The 18,924-nt window shown below is 63.6% G+C and carries 18 protein-coding genes; 14 read left to right on the top strand and 4 right to left on the bottom strand.

What is annotated here, in order from left to right; translation table 11 throughout:
• Window positions 1-894: 894 nt before the first annotated feature.
• Complete coding sequence (locus tag DL86_RS06675) at window positions 895-2,451, bottom strand: alkaline phosphatase family protein (RefSeq protein WP_036259495.1); 1,557 nt, start codon at window positions 2,449-2,451, stop codon at window positions 895-897.
• A gap of 313 nt (window positions 2,452-2,764) precedes the next feature.
• Here DL86_RS06675 and DL86_RS06670 point away from each other — a divergent pair, with 313 nt between their 5' ends.
• The 10 genes from DL86_RS06670 (at window position 2,765) to DL86_RS18650 (ending at window position 11,130) form a co-directional block, all read left to right on the top strand.
• Window positions 2,765-4,450, top strand: coding sequence for a GspE/PulE family protein (locus tag DL86_RS06670; RefSeq protein WP_036259492.1), 1,686 nt, complete (start codon window positions 2,765-2,767; stop codon window positions 4,448-4,450).
• A 4-nt stretch (window positions 4,451-4,454) separates the two neighbouring features.
• Complete coding sequence (locus DL86_RS06665; protein ID WP_036259490.1) at window positions 4,455-5,669, top strand: type II secretion system F family protein; 1,215 nt, start codon at window positions 4,455-4,457, stop codon at window positions 5,667-5,669.
• 32 nt (window positions 5,670-5,701) lie between these two features.
• Window positions 5,702-6,163: a type II secretion system major pseudopilin GspG gene (gspG, locus tag DL86_RS06660; RefSeq protein WP_051952874.1), complete on the top strand. Its 462-nt coding sequence runs from the start codon at window positions 5,702-5,704 to the stop codon at window positions 6,161-6,163.
• Window positions 6,160-6,657, top strand: a complete 498-nt coding sequence (locus DL86_RS06655; protein WP_051952848.1) for a prepilin-type N-terminal cleavage/methylation domain-containing protein — start codon at window positions 6,160-6,162, stop codon at window positions 6,655-6,657. The genes gspG and DL86_RS06655 overlap by 4 nt, the downstream gene beginning before the upstream one ends.
• Window positions 6,635-7,081, top strand: a complete 447-nt coding sequence (locus DL86_RS06650) for a prepilin-type N-terminal cleavage/methylation domain-containing protein (RefSeq protein WP_051952846.1) — start codon at window positions 6,635-6,637, stop codon at window positions 7,079-7,081. Before DL86_RS06655 ends, DL86_RS06650 begins: the two co-directional genes overlap by 23 nt.
• A complete protein-coding gene (locus DL86_RS06645) occupies window positions 7,078-7,815 on the top strand; it encodes a PulJ/GspJ family protein (RefSeq protein ID WP_051952844.1) in 738 nt (245 codons plus the stop codon). Before DL86_RS06650 ends, DL86_RS06645 begins: the two co-directional genes overlap by 4 nt.
• A gap of 149 nt (window positions 7,816-7,964) precedes the next feature.
• Complete coding sequence (locus tag DL86_RS06640; protein WP_036259648.1) at window positions 7,965-8,846, top strand: type II secretion system minor pseudopilin; 882 nt, start codon at window positions 7,965-7,967, stop codon at window positions 8,844-8,846.
• Window positions 8,847-8,870: 24 nt separating this feature from the next.
• Window positions 8,871-9,947: a PilN domain-containing protein gene (locus DL86_RS06635; RefSeq protein WP_036259486.1), complete on the top strand. Its 1,077-nt coding sequence runs from the start codon at window positions 8,871-8,873 to the stop codon at window positions 9,945-9,947.
• Entirely contained in the window at window positions 9,944-10,543 is a 600-nt protein-coding gene (gspM, locus tag DL86_RS06630; RefSeq protein WP_084572745.1) for a type II secretion system protein GspM, read from the top strand. The genes DL86_RS06635 and gspM overlap by 4 nt, the downstream gene beginning before the upstream one ends.
• Window positions 10,540-11,130 carry a hypothetical protein gene (locus DL86_RS18650; RefSeq protein WP_051952842.1) on the top strand — a complete coding sequence of 197 codons (591 nt, stop codon included), beginning with the start codon at window positions 10,540-10,542 and terminating at the stop codon, window positions 11,128-11,130. The genes gspM and DL86_RS18650 overlap by 4 nt, the downstream gene beginning before the upstream one ends.
• A 54-nt stretch (window positions 11,131-11,184) precedes the next feature.
• On the opposite strand, the gene DL86_RS06620 is transcribed toward DL86_RS18650, so the two are convergent.
• The 3 genes from DL86_RS06620 to DL86_RS06610 are packed head-to-tail and all read right to left on the bottom strand — an operon-like array spanning window position 11,185 to window position 15,913.
• Window positions 11,185-13,983 carry a DUF4159 domain-containing protein gene (locus DL86_RS06620; RefSeq protein ID WP_036259484.1) on the bottom strand — a complete coding sequence of 933 codons (2,799 nt, stop codon included), beginning with the start codon at window positions 13,981-13,983 and terminating at the stop codon, window positions 11,185-11,187.
• Entirely contained in the window at window positions 13,983-14,909 is a 927-nt protein-coding gene (locus DL86_RS06615) for a DUF58 domain-containing protein (protein WP_036259482.1), read from the bottom strand. Before DL86_RS06615 ends, DL86_RS06620 begins: the two co-directional genes overlap by 1 nt.
• A 2-nt stretch (window positions 14,910-14,911) precedes the next feature.
• A complete protein-coding gene (locus DL86_RS06610) occupies window positions 14,912-15,913 on the bottom strand; it encodes an AAA family ATPase (RefSeq protein ID WP_051952840.1) in 1,002 nt (333 codons plus the stop codon).
• A 163-nt stretch (window positions 15,914-16,076) separates the two neighbouring features.
• On the opposite strand from DL86_RS06610, the gene DL86_RS06605 reads away from it, so the two are divergent.
• Genes DL86_RS06605 through DL86_RS06590 form a run of 4 tightly spaced genes read left to right on the top strand, consistent with a single transcriptional unit; the run spans window position 16,077 to window position 18,922 of the window.
• Window positions 16,077-16,775, top strand: a complete 699-nt coding sequence (locus tag DL86_RS06605) for a DUF1285 domain-containing protein (protein ID WP_051952838.1) — start codon at window positions 16,077-16,079, stop codon at window positions 16,773-16,775.
• Between the two features lie 46 nt (window positions 16,776-16,821).
• Window positions 16,822-17,397 carry an NUDIX hydrolase gene (locus DL86_RS06600; RefSeq protein WP_425348903.1) on the top strand — a complete coding sequence of 192 codons (576 nt, stop codon included), beginning with the start codon at window positions 16,822-16,824 and terminating at the stop codon, window positions 17,395-17,397.
• Window positions 17,397-17,657 carry a DUF6111 family protein gene (locus DL86_RS06595; RefSeq protein WP_036259478.1) on the top strand — a complete coding sequence of 87 codons (261 nt, stop codon included), beginning with the start codon at window positions 17,397-17,399 and terminating at the stop codon, window positions 17,655-17,657. Before DL86_RS06600 ends, DL86_RS06595 begins: the two co-directional genes overlap by 1 nt.
• The gene (locus DL86_RS06590; RefSeq protein WP_051952836.1) at window positions 17,654-18,922 is read left to right on the top strand and encodes a CCA tRNA nucleotidyltransferase; all 1,269 of its coding nucleotides are present in this window, start codon (window positions 17,654-17,656) and stop codon (window positions 18,920-18,922) included. The genes DL86_RS06595 and DL86_RS06590 overlap by 4 nt, the downstream gene beginning before the upstream one ends.
• Window positions 18,923-18,924: the final 2 nt, after the last annotated feature.

The raw sequence follows: 18,924 nt of genomic DNA, 5'->3' as shown, positions 1-18,924 counted from the left end.
CGCCCAACGGCCGCGCCGCCGACGCGCCGCCGACCCCATAATAGACCTGCGGCCGGTCCCCGACCCCGGTTTCGACATTGACGGCCTCCGCCGCCCGCGGCGCGCGCGGCTGCAGATCGAGGCCGCGCACATGGTCCATCGCGTCCGGCAGCTCCGTGCCTCCGCTGCCAACCCCAAAAGACGTCGGCGCGCACCCCCCCAACAGCCCCGCCAGCAGCAGAAACAACCCAAACGAAAATAACGCGCCCGCCAAAACGCCGCGTCCCAATCCGCAAAACCGTCCCCAAACGCTGTACAAAAATCCTACCCAAAGCAATACGGATCCATGCGCCGGAGCCGCAAACAAAACTCGAATAGCGCCAAATCGCGACGCAGGGCTTAACTTTGCCAAATCAGACGGCCAGAGTCAAGGAAAGCCCTCTCATATTATAGAAATGGCATATCAAAGCGCGCTCCCTCCAAAGTTAAGACGGACACTATAGGCTATAACGATGCTTCGATACTTATTGTTACTTTATCGGCAAAGCCGAATAGGCGACTGGACAATTAAGCGCACAAGCCCGCTCGGCAAAGCTTTCGCCCGCTCCAAGCCTTCGGTCTTGACGCATGAACGGTCCAAAAAAAGCCAGAGGCCTTTCCGCCCTTGCTCAAGATTTTCGTCAGCCGAAGAGCATCGCTGGTGCAGTGATGACGATCAAGTCGCGCATTTTTATGGCCTCATGCTCCATGGCCGCCGTCGGGCTCAGGCTTGGCTAATTTACAATTGAGAATTGGCGCTCCCGCGGCGCCAGCTCCCCCTCGGCGGCCATCTGATCATGGCAAAAAGGAGCCAAGCTTACCGGCGCGCCGGCCAGAACTCAAAAATAGCAAGGCGCGACCGACCCTCGAAATCCTCTATCTGGAACCCCCAGGCTCGCGCAGGCCGGGAAGTTCGCTCGTCGATTCGACGATGACGGATCTAAGCTCGTTCGGATCAAGACCGAGGCTACGGAGAATGGTGGGAGCGATCTGCCGCGTCTCAACCGCGTCATTGATGGTTCTCGCCGCGATCGATGGATTTGACACGAGCAGCGCGACATTCCGATCGTCGGTTGCAAACCCGCCGTGCTCGGCAAGCTTAGCGCCGCCCGCATAGATCAAGCCCGGCGTCGTAATTAAGATGAAATCAGGCGTGCGATTGTCGACGAAGGGGTTTCGGTAAAGCCGAGAAAGGTCATCCTTGTCCAATATTTTGACGATGCCAAGGGCCGAGGATTGGCTGACCAGGTAGGCCTTCGCGGCCAGATAGGATTGCCATTGCTGCGCCGGCGCCAGCCAGATCAGAGCGGCGTCGTCGGCCGTATAGGCCGCAATGCCCGGCGTTTCTGCATAAGGCGCGCTATCGACCGCCTTGCGCAGCGCCTGATTGATTGGCGACTGGCCATGCTTGGCGGAGACGATGACCAAAGTGCCTTGATCGAGATGAGCAGCCTTCAACGCGGCGGTAATAACGCCGAGTTGGGCATCGACGAAGTCCAGCTCGGATTGCAGGCCATTATTGGGGCGCAGGCCCGCGGCGTCGGCATAGCCGCCGATCAGCCCCGCATCCGCCGGATCGTTCTTGTTTCCCAAGGCGAGCCTTTGTCCGACGCTGACCGCCTGGAAACTCATTCCGAAAATCATCGGCGCGCCGACCTTTGCCAAGCCGGCGCTGTCCTTTCCGGCGATCTGGTTGAGGAGGGCGTTGACCTTGCGCAGGTCGTTGCGCTGAATGCTGTGAAAACCCTTGGCGGCATCCTGGCCGGTCAAAGGATCGTTCGAATTGACCTCCGGCGTGAATAAGTCCTGCACGCCCTTGCCGGACGGGCCGTTGACGATGTCATAGGCGGGATGCTTGTCCGACCAGGCGGTGCGGCCGCCGTGGCTGCGGATGACCTCAAAAATCGTATTTGTTTTAAGGAAATCATTTGGATAGACTGGAGCGCAAGCGCCATTTATCAATGCCAGCGGCAATTTCGCCGCGTTGATCTGCGTCAAGGGCTGACCGAGCGTCCCGCCGGCGGCTAAGCTCGTTGGATCATTGTCAATGCTTTCATCGAACGAGACCGCCGCGCCAGGCGGCCCCTGACAATTCGAGCCCGGCGCGAATAGCGAGCGGTCGTAGGATGCGTCGTTGAATACGCCGTGCGATTTCGCGGTGCCGCCGGTGACCTGGGCCAGCAGCCCGGGAAACGAATCCGAGGGCGCCGAGGTCGATGCATACGCGTAGGTCAGGCCATGGTTCGAGAGCGCGGCCAGCGCGCCGTTCGGATGCGACGCCACATAATTGCGCAAGTCGACCGCATGCAAGCCATCGACGCTAATCAGCAGCACGCGGTTATACCGGGTTTGCGCGGCTTGCGCGATGTGGCCGGCGGCCAGGGCGGCAAAGCTTATGGCCGCCCCGCGCACTAAAATCCCAATTCGCCCCATGACAGAAAAGCTCCCGCTGATGAGCGCCGACGCCGCGCATGTTACCTGCTAATGTGCATTTGGGTAAGGCGGCTCGAGCGGACGATCTAGGGCAGCGCTCAGGATGGCTAACGATGGCGGCGATAATGAAGACGACGGGGCGGATGCGAATTGCTTTGATCGACTGCGGAGCGTTGAGTTTGACACTGCAATTCAATTTGGCTAAATTTAATGTACAGATCAAGCTATATTAGCAAGACTACCGTGACTAATACATGGTTTTCATGGGGCTGTCATAGAGCATGAATACTCACGGAATTCCAGAGAAGCGGCAATGACTCCCAATGTTATTGAAGATTTTGCAAGACATCTGATTGCAAAAAACTATCTTGCTTCCGACGCGATTGACGACTCCATTTGCTTGACTGGCCCAAACGGGGAAAGCTCGCTTCGAAAGCTTTGGGAATCGACTGATCTCTCGGCCAATGGTTTTGCCGACGAAGTCGCGCATTTTTATGGCCTGAAGCGCCTGAACCTGCCGCAGCTTGTCGCTGTCCCAGCATTGACCGAACGGTTTTCGCCGCGGTTCCTGCGCGAGACGGCGATCTTCCCCTTCGAAATGCCAAAAGGCCATTTCAAGCTCGCCGTCGCCGACCCAAGCGACCTCGCCGCGGTCCATGCCGCGGAAATCGTTCTTGGCGGTTCAATCGCGGTCGAGGTCGCCTCCTTCGAGGACATCGCCACGATCCTCGGCGAGCGGCTTGGCGGCGAGGAGACGGCGGCGCAGGACAGCGGCGCGACAGGCGCCCGCGCCGATGACGATATTGAAAGCCTGCGCGATCTGGCGAGCGGCGCCCCGGTGGTGCGCGCCGTCAACGACATGCTCGAAAAAGCCATGGAGCTGCGCGCCAGCGATATCCATATCGAACCGCTCCGCACTGGCCTTTCGGTGCGGATGCGGGTCGACGGACTGCTACGCCAGGTCACCGCGCCGACCGATGCGCTGCCCCAAGCCCTGATCTCGCGCATCAAGATCCTCGCCGGCCTCAACATCGCCGAACGGCGGCTGCCGCAAGATGGCGCGGCGCGGCAGCGGGTCGCCCGCACGGAAATCGACATTCGCGTCGCCACAATGCCGACCCAGCACGGCGAGTCGGCCGTCATCCGCCTGCTGCCGCGCGATCGCGGCCTCCTCGATGTCGCCAAGCTCGGCCTGTCGCGTTCCGATGAAATCATCATGAACCGGCTGCTGGCGCTCCCTCATGGCTTGATCATCGTGACGGGGCCAACCGGCAGCGGCAAGACCACGACGCTGGCGACCATGCTGTCGATGCTGAACGACCCCTCGCGCAAAATTCTCACGATCGAGGATCCGGTCGAATATGAAATTGCCGGCGTGAACCAGTCGCAGGTCAAGCCCTCGATCGGCCTTACTTTCGCCACTGCGATGCGAGCTTTCGTGCGCCAGGATCCAGACGTCATCATGGTGGGTGAAGTGCGCGACTCCGAAACCGCGAATATCGCCGTGAACGCCGCCCTCACCGGCCATCTCGTGCTCACCACATTGCATACCGAAAACGCCGCGGCGGCGGTCCCCCGCCTGCTCGATCTCGGCGTCGAGGGCTTCTTGCTGAAATCGGTCTTGCGAGCGGTGATCGCACAGCGCCTGGTGCGCATTCTCTGCGATCGCTGCAAGCGGAAACGAGTCCTGAGTTGCGCCGATGTCGACGCCGACCATCGCTATGGCGCGCTCGGCCTGAAGGCGGGCGACAGCGTCTTCGAGCCGGTCGGCTGCGAGCGTTGCGGCGGCGTCGGCTATCGAGGCCGCAATGGCGTGTTCGAGGCGCTTGAATTGAAGGATGAGGTCTATGAACTCGTCGGGCCGCATGCCGATGCGCGGGAGATCGACCGCGCGGCGCGCAAGGCCGGAATGACGACCATGATCGAGGACGCGATCGCCAAATGCCGCTCCGGCGTCACCTCAGCCGCCGAAGTCCTTCGCGTCACGACGGTGCGCTGATCCCATGGCGAGTTTCCGCTATCGAGCGCTGACCCATAATGGCGAAGTCGTGAGCGGAACAATCTCGGCGCCGACGGCGGCCGAAGTCGCCCATCGCATCGAATATCTCGGCCTCATCCCGATCGAGACCATCAGCGATGAAGCCGCCAAGCCCGGCGTGAGCTGGGACTTTTCCTTCCTGTCCCGGGCACGTCCTGGGGACGTAACCATCTTTACCGGCGATCTCGCGCTTTTGCTGAAAACCGGCGCCCGCATCAACGACGCCCTGGAATTATTCTCGGCCGATTCCGACATCGACCGGCTGCGCCCGACCGTGTCCAAGATCACGGCCTCCATTCTCGCTGGCGAAAGTTTCGCCGACGCGCTCGGCCACCATCCCGATCTGTTTCCGCCAATGTATCTCGCGCTGGTGCGGGTCGGCGAGGCCTCCAGCACCCTGGTCCATATTCTCGAAGTGCTTGGGACGGAGCGGGTTCGCTCCGAGGCGCTGCGCCGACGCCTCAGCGACGCCTTGCGCTACCCCGCCTTTGTCTTGGGCGCGGCGAGCGCCGTCCTCCTCTTTTTTCTGGTCTTCGTGCTGCCTCAATTCGCCAACGTGCTGCGCGACTTCAACGCCAAGATCGATCCGGCCTTGGCCGCCTTCCTGTCGCTGTCCGATGTGCTCAAGGACCATACGGCGGCGCTCGCGGCGGGGCTCGTCATTCTCATTGGCGGCGGCTGGTATCTCCTGCGCCAGCCCAAGGTGTGGGGATGGATCATGGAAGCGATCGCCCATGTGCCTATCGTCAACCGGATCTTGAGCTTTCACCGGACCTCGGTGTTCTGCCGCAACCTCGGCGTCCTGCTTGGAAGCGGCGTGCCGCTGACGTCCACTTTACGCATTCTCGCCGACATGATGGCGACGACCGGACGCTCCGCGGCGTGGAGCCGGACGGTCGATCTCGTCCGCCACGGCGGCAAATTATCCGATGCGCTGGCCGAGACGCAGGCAATTCCGCCGATGGCGATCCGCACCTTGCGGCTTGGCGAAGAGTCGGGACAATTGCCGATGCTCGCGGAGCGAATCGCCGAATTTTACGAAGCCAAGCTCCAACGCAGCCTCGATCGGGTGGTCGGCATCGTCGGACCGGCGGCGATCGTCGGCATCAGCATTATCGTCGGCGGCTTGATCGTATCGGTCATGACCGCTCTTATGTCAGTCAGCCAAGTCGTCGGATGAACCAGGAAACGATCACGATGAATTTACTCAAGATGCGGCCGCGCAGGAATCAACTGCTGAAGCCAACCGCCCCGAGGGACAGCGAAGCCGGCTTCACCCTGGTCGAGATCCTGGTCGTGATCACCATCATCGGCCTCATCATGGGCCTGGTCGGACCGCGCGTCCTCAATTATCTCAGCGAATCGAAAGTCAAGGCCGCGAACATTCAGATCCAAAGCTTGGCCAGTTCGCTCGATCTTTACTATCTCGATCTCGGCCGCTATCCGACGACCTCGCAGGGCCTCGCCGCCCTGGTCCAGCGGCCCGGCGGGGCTTCGGCCTGGAACGGCCCTTATTTGAAGAACAGCGCCGTGCCAAACGACCCTTGGGGACATCCCTATCTGTACAAGGCGCCCGGCGCGCATGGGCCTTACGATATCTATTCGCTAGGCTCGGACGGTCAGGAAGGCGGGACAGGCACCGCCGCCGACGTCACCAGCTGGGAGCGTCGATGAGCGCGACAAAAGCAGGGCCGACGAAATCGTCGACGAACGAGCGATCTGGCGAAGGTGGCTTCACCTTGCTCGAAACCGTCTGCGTCCTCGCCATCATCGCCCTGCTCGCGGCTATTGCCCTGCCGGCTTTTCCACGCGGCACCTCGCGCGCAATGCTGGAGGCCTATGCGCTGGAGACAGCGGCGCTGCTCAAAGCCGATCGCCACGCGGCGATGCGGCGCGGCGCGCCGGTCGCAACACAGCTCAGCTCGATCTCCCGCACCATCCGCTCCGGCGCCAGCGCGCGCTTTGTGCGCTTCCCCCAGGACGTCGCGTTCAACGCATTGCTGGCGACGCAATGCGGCCAGCGCACCGCCGGAACGACCATCTCCTTCTTCCCGTCGGGAATGTCCTGCGGCGGCGCGATCACCCTCTCGCGGCTCGGCGCGATCTACGAAATCCGCATTACTTGGCTGACCGGGGGCGTAGAAATTGTTCCGATCAAAGCCTCTTGATCGCCGGCCCGTCGGCGCCGACCTCGAGGCCGGCGCCGAACAAGATTCCAGGGCAGGATTCACCCTCATCGAAGCCTTGGTCGCGCTTGCCGTCGTCGCTGTCTCGCTGACCGCGATTGGATCATTGATGGCCGCCAATATTCGCGGCTCCGCAAGGATCGAAGCGCATCTCAGGCTTGTCGAAACCGCCCGGGCGATCGAGGCTGGCCTGCCCAATCGCAACAGCCTTTCGCCCGGAAATCTTTCCGGCGAAATGGCGGGCCATGCTTGGTCGCTCGACGTCTCGCCCTTTCCAAACGAGTTGGTCGATCCCCGCGCCGCCAATCGCTGGACGCCGCAAACGGTCGTCATTAAAGTGCAATCGCCGTCCGGAACGCTGCTTGAAATCGACACCATTCGCCTGCGCCTCAGGACCGATCAATGAAACGCCCGCGCCTTTTTCCCTGTCGCTTGGCGCGCGAACAAGTCGGCTTCACGCTTTTCGAGGCCTTGATCGCAGTCGCCTTGACAGGACTCATTCTCACCACGCTCGCCGCCGTCACGGCGCAATGGATGCCGAATTGGAAGGCCGGCTTCATTCGCGTGCAAAGAACCGATTTGCTTGGTCTTGGCCTCGAACGGATCGTCGCCGATCTGGCCGCGGCAGAGTTTATCTCGCCTAACGCCGCCGAAAAGCGCCCCTTTTTCGATGGAACGTCTTCGTCCGTCACATTCATACGATCGGCGATCGGCCCCAATGCATCAGGCGGACTCGAAATTGTGCGGCTCGCCGAGAGTTCCGACACTCGAGGCGTCGCGCTGGTGCGCGCCCGCGCCCCTTACGCGCCGCTCGGCGGCGGAGCGCCAGATTCTGACGCCTTCGCCGATGCGATTACGCTGGTGCGCGCTCCCTATCGGATTTCTTTTGCATTTGCAGGCCACGATCGCGCTTGGCGCGATGTCTGGAGCAACAATGCAAGATTGCCGGAGGCGGTCCGCGTCATTGTCCGCGACGCCGGGACGAACCAGATCCTGGCCGACACGACGGCGACCTTGCTGCATGTAACCGCGCCGGCTCTCTGCGTGAGCGCCAGTTCGGCATCGGGATGCGTCTCGGCGCTTGATCAGAACGGCATTCCGGAGCCAAGCGGCGGGAACGCGGCGGAAAGAGAACGCTGATTCATAGGAACCTGCTTCCACGAGACGCAAGAGAACCGATGTTTGCCTTCAACCGGACATTCGCTCGGCCAATCGCGAAGCTGCTTTGGGCGCAGCGGCAGGAGATATGCGTTCAAGCAATGCACCAAGACGCAGCAGATGCGGATGCAATGCCGCCCACGCGGGATTCGAATGGTTTCATCATCGTCGCGGTGCTGTGGATTCTCGCCGCGCTGGCGACGCTCGTCGGCGTCTATGCGACTTATGTCGCCAATACGGCGATCGCGGCGCGCGTCAACAATGACAGAGTTCAGGTCGAGGCCTTGGTCTACGCCGGGCTCGAACTCACCGCCTTTCGACTGGCGGCGCCGGATGAAAAGTCGCGTCCGACATCGGGCGCCTTCAGATTCCAACTTGGCCGTTCGCAGGTCGGCGTCGCGTTTCGCACGGAAGCGGCGCGGATCGATCTCAACCTGGCGCCCAAGCCGATGCTTTCCGGGCTGTTCGCGACCCTCGGCGCCAAGAAGGACGACGCCGATTTTATCGCGGAGCGCATCATCGGCTGGCGCAAAAAGAGCGAGCTCACCGGCCAGAACGAAGAAGCCGACCGGTATCGGACCGCCCGCTTGGATTATGCGCCGCGCCAGGCCCCGTTTCAGAATGTCGCTGAATTGAAGCTCGTGTTGGGAATGCCGCCGGCGCTTGCCGAGCGCGCGCTCCCCTTTGTAACGATTTTCAATGGCAAGCCGGAAATCGACGTCAACGAGGCGGCTCCCGAAGTCGTCGCGTCGCTGCCCTTCATGACCGCCGACATAGCCGCGGCGATTCTCCAACAGCGCGATCCTCGAAATCCAAAGGCGGTCATCCCTCTGCTTGGTCAATCCCGCACCAGCGTTTCGTCAGAAGGCGCAAATGCGGCGCGGGCCATCATCCAAGTCGCTTTCGAAACCGGCCGGCTTGTGCAAGCCGATGTCGTCATTCTCATTATGGATGGCGGAGCCGAGCCTTATCGCATCTTGTCGTGGCGCGACGATTTCGATGGCCCGGTCTGAGCCCCGACCCAGAATGGAGATGCAATGAACTCCTTCCGCGATATCGCCGAAGCCTTTTCCCGCTGGATCGATCGGGTCGCGACGACCATTCTTTCGGCTTGGGACTCGTTCCGCGCGACTCGCCACCTGCGGTTCGTCGAGGGAAAGGACGGTCTTTTCGTCCTGGAAGGAACAGCGCAGAAGCTCCCCCCCGATATGGCGATCGCGCCATTCGCCATTGTCGAGGGACGGATCGATCCCGCAGTCTCGCCGAAATTGGCTGAGATCCTGCGCGGCGCCGAAGTCGAACTCGTGCTGCAATCCAAACGATTCATGTACCGGCCGCTCGAACTGCCGCGCCGCGCGACCGATTTTCTCGATGGCATCGTCCGCGCCCAGATCGACCGCCTGACGCCGTGGAGCGCGGCGGATGCAGCGTTTGGCTGGACGCCTCCGGAGGAGGGCTCCAGCGAGCGGATGGTGGTCATCATCGCGGCGACCGCGCGAGGCCTTATCGCGCCGTTTGCGAATGCGATTTCAAGCCTCGGCGTCGATGCGCTCACTGTTTTGGCCGCCCCCCAAAATGAAACGGCTGAAGTCGCGGCGATCAAGGTGTTCGAGCAGAGGATCCGGGACAAGGTCGAGGCGCCGCGCGTCCGCCGCGCTCTGATCGGTTTGCTCGCCGGCGCGGGCGCGCTTGCCGGCGCCTCGCTCACTGTCGGCACGATCTTAGGGGACAACCTCCAAGCGCAACGAGAAGACCTGACCCGGCGGATCGCCGCGCGCCGAGCCGCGATCCAACCCGGACAAGACTGGTCGAGCGCGGCGGCGCGCGCTTTGGAGCGCCGCAAGCGCGAGACGCCCTCCCCGGTCATCGTCATCGAGGCCTTGTCGCGGATCTTGCCGGACGACACTTATCTCAGCGAACTCCGAATTCTTGGCGACAAAATGCAAATCGTCGGCCTCACGCGCGACGCCCCATCGCTGATCCGCCTCATCGAACAAACCTCGCATTTCACCAGCGCCACTTTTTACGCTCCAACCACGCGATCGCCGTCCGAGGCCGGCGAACATTTTTACATCGAAGTTCACATCGAGCCAGTTTATAAGCCAAGCCTATGACCGCGCGCGCGCTCTCCCCCCATCCGATCCGAAGCCTGTTCACGCGCTCGCACGCGCTCCCGCTGCTGGGCTATGTCGCATCCCTGACTGGTTTGATCATTATCGCCTGGCTTGCGCTTGCCGGACTCGCCAGCGACTATGCCGAATACGCGGCCGCCACCGATCTGCTCGACCGGCTCGAAGGCCGCAAACCCACCGCACAGGCCGCCGGTTCCGGACCGGGCGCCGCCGGTTCGCCGTTTCTGGAGGGCCCGACCGTGACCGTGGCGGGCGCCGCGCTCCAGCAGCGGGTCGTGGCTGCGGTCAATGCGGTCGGCGGCAATGTATTGTCTTCACAAATTGAGCTTCAGGGAACATTATCCAAGGAGGGCTACGTTAGCCTTTCGGCAAATTGCGAAATCGATCAGACCGTCCTCCAGCAGTTGCTCTACGATCTCGAGGCTGGCATGCCTTTCCTCTTCGTCGATCAGCTCGTAGTGCAGGCGCCCCAGTCCGGCTCCGAGGGCGGCGGCGGCGCGGATGGCTTAAGCGGAACCGCAGGCGGAAAGATGCGCGTTCAGATCGACGTGTCCGGTCAATGGCAGGTGACAAAATGATTCGGATTTCGGCTTGCATCACATTAGCGGCCCTGCTCGCTTCGAACGGGGCCAACGCCCAGGCGGTGATCGGCGTGAGCCTTCAGGAAAGCGACGCTCGCCTAATTGGCGCGGATCCGGGGCGTCCGCCAATCGCCGCCAAGGACATTGCAGGGCAGGAGGCGGCTTCAGACGGCAATCCGCTTTGGGGCATTCCCCTCGCCCTACTGTCCGTCACGCAGGAACGGCCGATCTTCTCACCCTCCAGGCGTCCGGCGCAAGCCGTCGCGCCGGAGCCGGAAGTCGAACCGCCGCCGCCGCCGATCATCGCCCAAAGGGAGGCGGAGCGTCCGGTTTTCACCCTCATCGGGACGATCATGGGCGAGACCGACCCTGAAGCCATTTTTATGGACCAGGCCGCCAATTCGGTCGTCCGTCTCCATGTTGGCGAAGCCGAGGCCGGATGGGTTCTTCGCTCGGTGGACGCGCGGACGACAACGCTCGAAAAGAATCGTCAGCAAGTCACCCTGGCGCTCCCAGCGCCCAACCTGGAGCCAGCGATCCCCGCGCTCGGTTTCCAGCCGCCGCCCGGAATGGACGGCAAGTAGCGATCACGCGTTGAAACAGAAAGATGCTGAGAACGCGCGGACCCCGGCGACTCCTTAATGGGCGAGCCGGTCCAAAAGATCGCGGACATGGACCTGATCCGATTTGTAATTGCCAGTCAAAGTGTACATGACCAGATTGACCCCGCCGCGAAGCGCGAGTTCATGTTGCCGGCGCCCGCCCGGCGTCAAAGAATAGAGACTTTCGCCATCAGGGTCGCTCGCCCAACCGGCGGCGAGATCGTTGGACGTTATGATGATCGGCGAAACGCTGTCCCCCGAGCGCGCCGGACGCGCGTCGGCGTCGGAGGGCGGCGGCGGCAACGCCTCGATCCAAGTCGCGCCGATCGTATAGCGGCCGATGAATCCATCGAGGAGATAGAAGGTTTTCGTCACGACATGATCGGCGGGAACAGGCTCCAGTTCTGGCACATCGACGCCATCGAGCAATTGCCGCAGCCATCTTGCCTCCGGCGTCGGCGGACCGCCCGGGCGCATGGCGAGGGCGTCTCGCGTATCGAAAATGATCGTGCCGCCTTGCTTCATGAAGGCGCTGATTTTGGCGACCGTCGCCTGCGGCGGTTGCGCCTTCGTTGCGACGATCGGCCAATATACAAGCGGATAAAAGCTTAGCTCATCGCGGGCCGGATCGACGCCGACCGGATCCCCGGGCGTCAGAGAAGTGCGCTGCGCCAGCACGCGCGACAGACTGGCGAGGCCCTGCCGGCTCGCTTCGTCGACCTTGGCGTCGCCGCTCGCCACAAAGGCGAGTTGCGTCGTGAGCGCCGCCTCGAGGTCGCGCTGGGACAGAAGCGGGGCCGGCTCCGCCGCGACCCGCACCGGCGCCGCGAAAACGCCGCACGCAAGAATAAGAAGCGCAAGGCCCGCCGCCGCGCGCGCTTGAGGGCGAAGGCCGCCGGAAAGCCATAGCGCGGCCAGGGCGTCGGCGCCAAACAACAAGAAGGCGGCGGCGATCAGCCAGGGCTTCAGATCGATCGGATCCGCCTCGCGCAAAGGCTCGGCGGTCACGCCAAGATCGGAAAAATCGGCCGCCTCGATGGTTTCTCGCGGACCCAATGCGTTGACGGCGAGAAGGGCGTTAGGCGGACCATAGAGTCCCGGCGGGTGGTCGGCGTCGGCCATGCCTTCGAAGCCGGCGGGAACCGGCTTGGCGTTGGACGGCGGTGGGCCAAGAACGCCAAAGCCGTCGAGGGTCCGCGCCGGTTGAACCATGCTGGCCTGGTCCGCCTCGGCTGCAGCGCCCGATCCGGCGATGGCCTCCTTCGCGGCATCGCCCGACAAGGCGACGATCTTGCGCAACATATCGACGAATAACCCCGATAGCGGCAGATTGGACCAGGTCGTATCGGCCGTTACATGGAACAATATGCTCATTCCCTTGCCTATCCGCGTCCCTGTCACGAGCGGCGTCCCATCCGACAATTGCGCAAAAGTCTTGCCAGGGAGGCCGGGGTCTGGCTCCGCCAGAACCTGACGCGTGATCGTCACTTCGGCCGGAACCGGCAGGCCGAAAAATGGGCTTTGCCGCTCGAAAGGCGCAAGCATCTTTGGCGTGTCCCAGGACATCGAGCCGCCAAGAACGCGCCCGCCGCGCCGCAGCCGGACTGGAACGAGATCGTCCGAAGCGCCGGCGAGTCGGGTTCCGGCAAAGCGCAATAGGACGCCGCCGTCCTCAACGAAGCGTCGAAGCTCGTCATGCGCGGGTCCGGCGACGGTCCCGACATCCGCCAGGATCATGATCGCCGGACGATCCTCGAGCAGGGAGCGCACGGGATCGACGGCTCCCGGCCGCGCTTCGCGCACGTCGGCGAAGGGCGCCAGCGCCTTTGTGAGGTAATAATTGGGCGCCAACAGCGGCTGCGACACGTCGACGGACTCGCCGCTGACGAGGCCGATGCGGCGGCGGCGCCAGCGTTCGTCGAGAAGCGAAACCGCCGCCGCAGAATGCTCCTCTTCGATTTCGAGCAGGGCGACGTCGTTGCGGAGCTCAACCGGCATCTCAAAGCGGGCTTTCGTCTCGTTCATGCCGGCGAAATCGAAGGGCGCGGCGGCGATGGCGAGCCCCTTGAGATCGAGCGCCCGGACGACGCCCCGCCCGCCTCCGTGAAGGGCTGAGCGCAGGACCCGAAGCTCCAGGCCGCCGGCCAGATTTTGCGGCCCCGCCAGCCCCAAGACCGGATTGGGGTCGATGACTAGGGAGAGTTCCGCGGGAAGGGCTTTCAACTTATCGGCAAAGTCCCGCGCGTGGCCGCGCTCGACGCCGTCGGCCACCCAGACAATCGAGGTTTTGGGATGAGCGGCGACAAATCGCTCGATTGCCGAGACGAGCGGGAGCCGGTCCGCGACGAAGGGCGCAGGTTTCAGCGCCCGCGCCCGCTCCAGCGCCTTGGCGGGCTCGACCGGGCCAATGTCGCGGCCCGCCTCAGAGGTCGCCATGATGGCGACCGGCCGCGATCCTCTCGCCGCCGCCTCGATCCGTTGGGTAACGGCCTTGATCCTGCGGTCCCAGGTCGGCGCCGCGGGCCAGCCATCGTCCAGGACGATCAGCAAAGGCCCCTGCCCGGCTTCGCTCGCCGGCAGCGGATTCCAAACCGGTCCGGCCATGGCCAGAATGATGCAGGCGGCGATCGCCAGACGCAAAAGGAGAAGCGGCCAGGGCGTGCGAAGCGGCGTTTCATCCCTCGGGCGAAGATCGAGAAAAAGCCGCAGCGGTGGAAACGGCGCCGGGCTTGGGCGCGGCGGCGCGATGCGCAGCAAGAAATAGAGCAGCGGCAGGCCGGCGAGCGCGCCGAGCGCCAGGGGAACGGTGAATGCGAGCGGCAGGCCGAACACCATCAACTGCCCATCTCGAGATTGCCTTCGAGCTGCATCCGCAAGGCCAGTAGGGCCTCGGAGGCCGGCCGGTCAGTCCGATGCAGCATGCGGGTCCATCCGCGCGAACGCGTCGCGGCGTCGATCCGATCGCGATGCGCGCCGAGGCGCAAAATATAATCGTCGCGGAATGTTTCGGCCCGCCCGACGCGCAATCGCGCCGGCGAATCGGAATCGATGAATTCGATATGGCCGGAAAACGGAAAGGTCTCTTCGACAGGGTCCGCGATCATGACGAGATGGCCGCGGGCGCCGCGCGCGCTCACGCTCTCGATCATCGTCGCGATCTCGCCGGCGTCGCTGAGGAAGTCGCCGATCAAAACCACCTGCGTGTTGCGCGTCAAACTCTCGTTTGGCGGAAGTTCGGCCGGGGCGAAGCCTTCGGCTTGTTCGTCGGCCAGCAAGACCTCGCCGAAACGCTCGACGATATTTCTGACCGCAAGGGCGCGCGTCAATCCCAGAAGACCGACGCGTTCGCCGCCCCGGATCAGAAGATCGGCGGCGGCGAGGCCAAGGACAAGCGCGCGATCGATCTTCGGCTGCAGCGCCAGCTTCGATGCAAAGCGCATGGAGGCGGAGCGATCGATCCAGATCATCACCGTATGCGCCGCTTCCCATTCGCGTTCGCGCACATAGTAGCGGTCGTCCCTGGCCGAGCGGCGCCAGTCGATCCGGTTCAAAGCCTCGCCCGCGACAAAGGGACGAAATTGCCAGAAGGTCTCGCCATGGCCGGCGCGCCTTCGCCCATGCACGCCATGCATGACGCTCAAGGAGACCTCGCGCGCGGCGACGAGCAGGCGCGGGAAACGCCGCGCGAGCAGGAGCGCATCATCCTGATGGCGGGGACCGACGCGGCTTTCATTTTTGTCGAGAAGCCGGACCTCAGCCATGGTCAGCCGAGCCGCTCGGTCAACATGGTCACGAGAGCGCTGACCGTCGCGCCCTCGGCGCGGGCGGAAAAGGTCAGCGCCATGCGATGTTTCAGGACGGGAACGGCAAGCGCCGCGACATCGTCGATCGACGGCGACAGCCGGCCGCTCAAAAGAGCGCGGGCGCGGGTCGCCAGCATCAGGGCTTGCGCAGCGCGCGGGCCCGGCCCCCAGGCGATGTGCTGGGTGACCGAAGGATCGCCTTCGCCCGGACGGGCCGAACGGACGACGTCGAGGATGGCTTCGACGACGCTTTCGCCGATCGGCAGCCGGCGCACGAGGCGCTGCGTCGCCATGAGTTCGTCCGCGCTGATCGCGCGTTTAGCCTCGGCCTGGACGTCGCCGGTGGTTTCGATGAGAATCCGGCGCTCGGCCGCGCGATCTGGATAGCCGACATCGATCTGCATGAGAAAGCGATCGAGCTGGGCCTCCGGCAGAGGATAGGTGCCCTCCTGTTCGAGCGGGTTCTGCGTCGCGAGGACATGAAACGGCCGCGGCAGGTCATGCCGCTCCCCGGCGACCGAAACATGATATTCCTGCATCGCCTGAAGCAGCGCCGATTGAGTCCGCGGGCTCGCCCGATTGATCTCGTCGGCCATCAGCAATTGCGTGAAGATCGGGCCTTGGACGAAGCGGAAGCTGCGGCGCCGGTCGGCGGCCTCCTCCAGAACCTCCGAGCCGAGAATATCGGCGGGCATCAGATCCGGCGTGAACTGCACGCGCCGCGCGTTCAGGCCGAGCACCACGCCCAAGGTCTCGACGAGCTTGGTCTTGGCGAGGCCAGGCACGCCGACGAGCAGTCCATGCCCGCCCGAAAGAAGCGTCACCAGGGCCTGCTCGACCACTTCGCTCTGACCGAAGATGACCTGTTCGATCGAGGCGCGCGCCGCCGCAATCCGCTCCAACGCGGCCTCGGCGCTGCGCTCCATTGCGGCTTCGAACGAAGCCGTGATTGTTTCCGCCATATGTTCTCGCCCTTTGCATCGTCGCCGGAAACGCGGCAAATCGCATTCGCTTCGTCATTGTGAATTAGATTAGCCATCAAAATCGCAATGTCGATCAGGATGCCTGCAAGATCGCTCCAGCATGACTTATTTTTGATGATCGCACGGCGTTGGGGAGCAGAATATGGCGGACGATGTCTCCAGGCCGGGCGGCGCGCGCCCAAATCTCGGCAAAAACCTGCAAGACTTGACCGCCGCGATCCAATCGCAAGGGGCAACCGAGCCATCGCAAAAGGCCTTGCCCCCGGTGGAGCAGTGGAGTCCGCCCTTTTGCGGCGACATCGACATGCGCATTGCGCGCGACGGCTCCTGGCATTACCAGGGAACGCCCATCGGCCGGCCGGCGCTGGTCAAGCTATTCTCGACGATCCTGCGCAAGGATCCGGATCGCTACGTGCTTGTCACCCCTGTCGAGCGGGTTGGCGTCACGGTCGAGGACGCGCCATTCGTCGCCGTTGAAATGACGGCGGCAAAGGAGACAGCGGACCAAGTCTTGAGGCAAATCTTGCGGTTTCGCACCAATGTCGGCGACTGGGTCACGGCGGATGGCGCGCATCCGCTGCGTTTCGAAACTGCCGAGGCGGATGGGATCAAGCCCTATATCCGCGTGCGCGGCGGCCTTTGGGCGCTCGTCAAGCGCGGCTTGGCGCTGGATCTCGTTGCGCTCGCCGAAATCCGGGAGCATGAGGGCGCACGCGTTTTCGGCGTGGCGTCGGCCGGAGCGTTTTTTCCAATCGCCCCTGCGGAGGATGTCGAAGCTGCCGAAAAGATTGCATCAAACGGACAAAGCGACAGCGACATTGCAGGCCCCGCCGCCCCTTGAGAGCCGCTTTTCGCCGGCGAGCGTTTTTACCCATATCGGGACACGCTTGTCCCTGGCGCTTAGATCGGGTCCGCCAAGCGGCGATCACCTGTCGATGGAGCCCGCCGCTTTGGCCGCGCTCGCCGCGGAGGCGCGGGCGGCGGCCGTGCTGGTCGGATTGGTCGCCTACCCGGGCGAGGTCAAGGTTCTCCTGACCCAAAGAGCAGCGGCCTTGCGGGTTCATTCCGGCCAAATCGCTTTTCCCGGCGGCAAGATCGAGGCGCATGACGAGAGCCCGGTGGCGGCGGCTTTACGGGAAGCGCATGAGGAAATCGGCCTTGAAAGCAGCTGCGTCGCGCCGCTCGGCTATCTCGATCCCTATCTGACCGGCACTGGCTTTTGCATCATCCCCGTGGTGGCCAGGGTCTCGCCTCCGCTCGCCCTCGAACTCAATCGCGAAGAGGTCGAGGATGCGTTCGAGGCGCCTTTCGCGTTTCTCATGGACGCCGCCAATCATGCGCTCGAGACGCGAGAATTCGAGGGCAGGATGCGGCAATTCTATGCGATGCCCTTTGGCGAGCGCCATATCTGGGGCGTCACCGCCGGCATTCTGCGAAACCTCTATGAAAGGCTTTACTCCTGATGTGGCGCACGATTCTCGAGCCGGCTCTCTTATTCGCCTCGCCCTTTGTCGCCTATGTGATCTACCTCGCCTTGCGCCAGGCCTCTCCTTTCGCGAACCGCCACTGGACCCGCGGCGCGGTATCCAGCCTCACCTTATCCGGGCTGGCGATCGCCGTCGCCGGCATGCTCGCCTTCGGCATTTTCGCGGAGCGGCATCAAGGCGCCTATGCGCCGGCCCATATCGAAAATGGCAAGCTCGTTCCCGGGCGCCTGCAATGAGCCCGGACGAACGCCCGCGCTCCGGCATGAAGGCGCCGGAGGCCGCCGCCATTCTGTTGCGCGACCCGGTCGTGGCGCGCATCTTCGCGGCGCTCGATCGGGACGGCGACGAAACGCGGATCGTCGGCGGGGCGCTGCGCAACGCTCTATTCGGCCGTCCCGTGCATGAAATCGATCTTGCGACCACAGCGCCTCCCGACGTGATCACGGCGCGGGCGGACGCCTCAGGCCTGCGCTGCATTCCGACCGGGATTGAACATGGCACGGTGACCCTTCTCGCCGACGGCCGGACGTTCGAAGTGACCAGCCTGCGCGAAGACGTCGAGACCGACGGACGACGCGCCAAAGTCAGGTTTGGCCGCGATTTCGAGACCGACGCGCTGCGCCGCGACTTCACGATGAACGCGCTTTCGATGAGCGAAGGCGGCGATCTTTTCGACTATGTCGGCGGCCTCAAAGACATCGCGGCGAAAAAACTGCGCTTCATCGGCGAACCGGCGCGCCGCATCCGCGAAGACTATTTGCGCATCCTGCGCTTCTTCCGCTTTTCGGCCGATTTCGGCGAAGGTCCGCTCGACCCCGCCGGACTGGTCGCGTCCATGCGCGAACGCGACGGGCTCGCGAGTTTATCGCGCGAAAGAGTGCGCACTGAACTCTTGAAGCTTTTCGCGGCGCGGCGCGCTGGCGAGGTCACACAAGACATGTCGGATGCCGGACTGCTTGGACCGCTGCTCGCCGCCGCGCCCAATCCCACCCGGCTGCGCCGCGCCGCGGCGATCGATTTGGCGGCGCCGCTGGACCCCCTTCTCGCGCTCGCAGCGCTTTGCCTCGAAACGCGCGAGGACGCCGAGCGTCTGCGCGAGCGCCTGCGTCTCTCCAACGCCGAATTTCACCGGCTCGAACGCGCAGCGATCGTGCGGCTAGGGTTGCACGGGCGTGAAGACCCGCCGACGCAAAATGACTTGCGGGTCTTGCTTTTCCGCCACGGCCGTCAAGCCGCGCTGGATGCGCTCACCCTTGCGCAGGCCGAGGCCCGCGCCCCGGTCGACGCGCAATGGCAATGCGCGCGCGCCTTCCTTCGCGATGCGCCCGAGCCGCGTCTGCCGTATTCGGGCGGAGATCTCCTCGCGCGCGGCGTCCCCGCCGGCCGCGCCATCGGCGAAGCCTTGAAGGATTTGCAGGATCGCTGGATCGGCGCCGGCTTTCCGGAGGACCCGGCAAGCGTGGCGCGGCTGCTCGACGAAACCCTTGGCCCCGCAAAGTGACG

This window comes from Methylocapsa aurea, assembly GCF_000746085.1.
In the GTDB taxonomy this organism is placed as follows: Bacteria; Pseudomonadota; Alphaproteobacteria; order Rhizobiales; family Beijerinckiaceae; genus Methylocapsa; species Methylocapsa aurea.
This window is presented reverse-complemented; position numbering and strand designations above follow the sequence as displayed.

Coding starts and splice junctions, on each gene's coding strand:
- DL86_RS06675 (WP_036259495.1), bottom strand. CDS start 2,451: ATGGGGCGAATTGGGATTTTAGTGCGCGGGGCGGCCATAAGCTTTGCC.
- DL86_RS06670 (WP_036259492.1), top strand. CDS start 2,765: ATGACTCCCAATGTTATTGAAGATTTTGCAAGACATCTGATTGCAAAA.
- DL86_RS06665 (WP_036259490.1), top strand. CDS start 4,455: ATGGCGAGTTTCCGCTATCGAGCGCTGACCCATAATGGCGAAGTCGTG.
- gspG (WP_051952874.1), top strand. CDS start 5,702: ATGCGGCCGCGCAGGAATCAACTGCTGAAGCCAACCGCCCCGAGGGAC.
- DL86_RS06655 (WP_051952848.1), top strand. CDS start 6,160: ATGAGCGCGACAAAAGCAGGGCCGACGAAATCGTCGACGAACGAGCGA.
- DL86_RS06645 (WP_051952844.1), top strand. CDS start 7,078: ATGAAACGCCCGCGCCTTTTTCCCTGTCGCTTGGCGCGCGAACAAGTC.
- DL86_RS06640 (WP_036259648.1), top strand. CDS start 7,965: ATGCCGCCCACGCGGGATTCGAATGGTTTCATCATCGTCGCGGTGCTG.
- DL86_RS06635 (WP_036259486.1), top strand. CDS start 8,871: ATGAACTCCTTCCGCGATATCGCCGAAGCCTTTTCCCGCTGGATCGAT.
- gspM (WP_084572745.1), top strand. CDS start 9,944: ATGACCGCGCGCGCGCTCTCCCCCCATCCGATCCGAAGCCTGTTCACG.
- DL86_RS18650 (WP_051952842.1), top strand. CDS start 10,540: ATGATTCGGATTTCGGCTTGCATCACATTAGCGGCCCTGCTCGCTTCG.
- DL86_RS06620 (WP_036259484.1), bottom strand. CDS start 13,983: ATGGTGTTCGGCCTGCCGCTCGCATTCACCGTTCCCCTGGCGCTCGGC.
- DL86_RS06615 (WP_036259482.1), bottom strand. CDS start 14,909: ATGGCTGAGGTCCGGCTTCTCGACAAAAATGAAAGCCGCGTCGGTCCC.
- DL86_RS06610 (WP_051952840.1), bottom strand. CDS start 15,913: ATGGCGGAAACAATCACGGCTTCGTTCGAAGCCGCAATGGAGCGCAGC.
- DL86_RS06605 (WP_051952838.1), top strand. CDS start 16,077: ATGGCGGACGATGTCTCCAGGCCGGGCGGCGCGCGCCCAAATCTCGGC.
- DL86_RS06595 (WP_036259478.1), top strand. CDS start 17,397: ATGTGGCGCACGATTCTCGAGCCGGCTCTCTTATTCGCCTCGCCCTTT.
- DL86_RS06590 (WP_051952836.1), top strand. CDS start 17,654: ATGAGCCCGGACGAACGCCCGCGCTCCGGCATGAAGGCGCCGGAGGCC.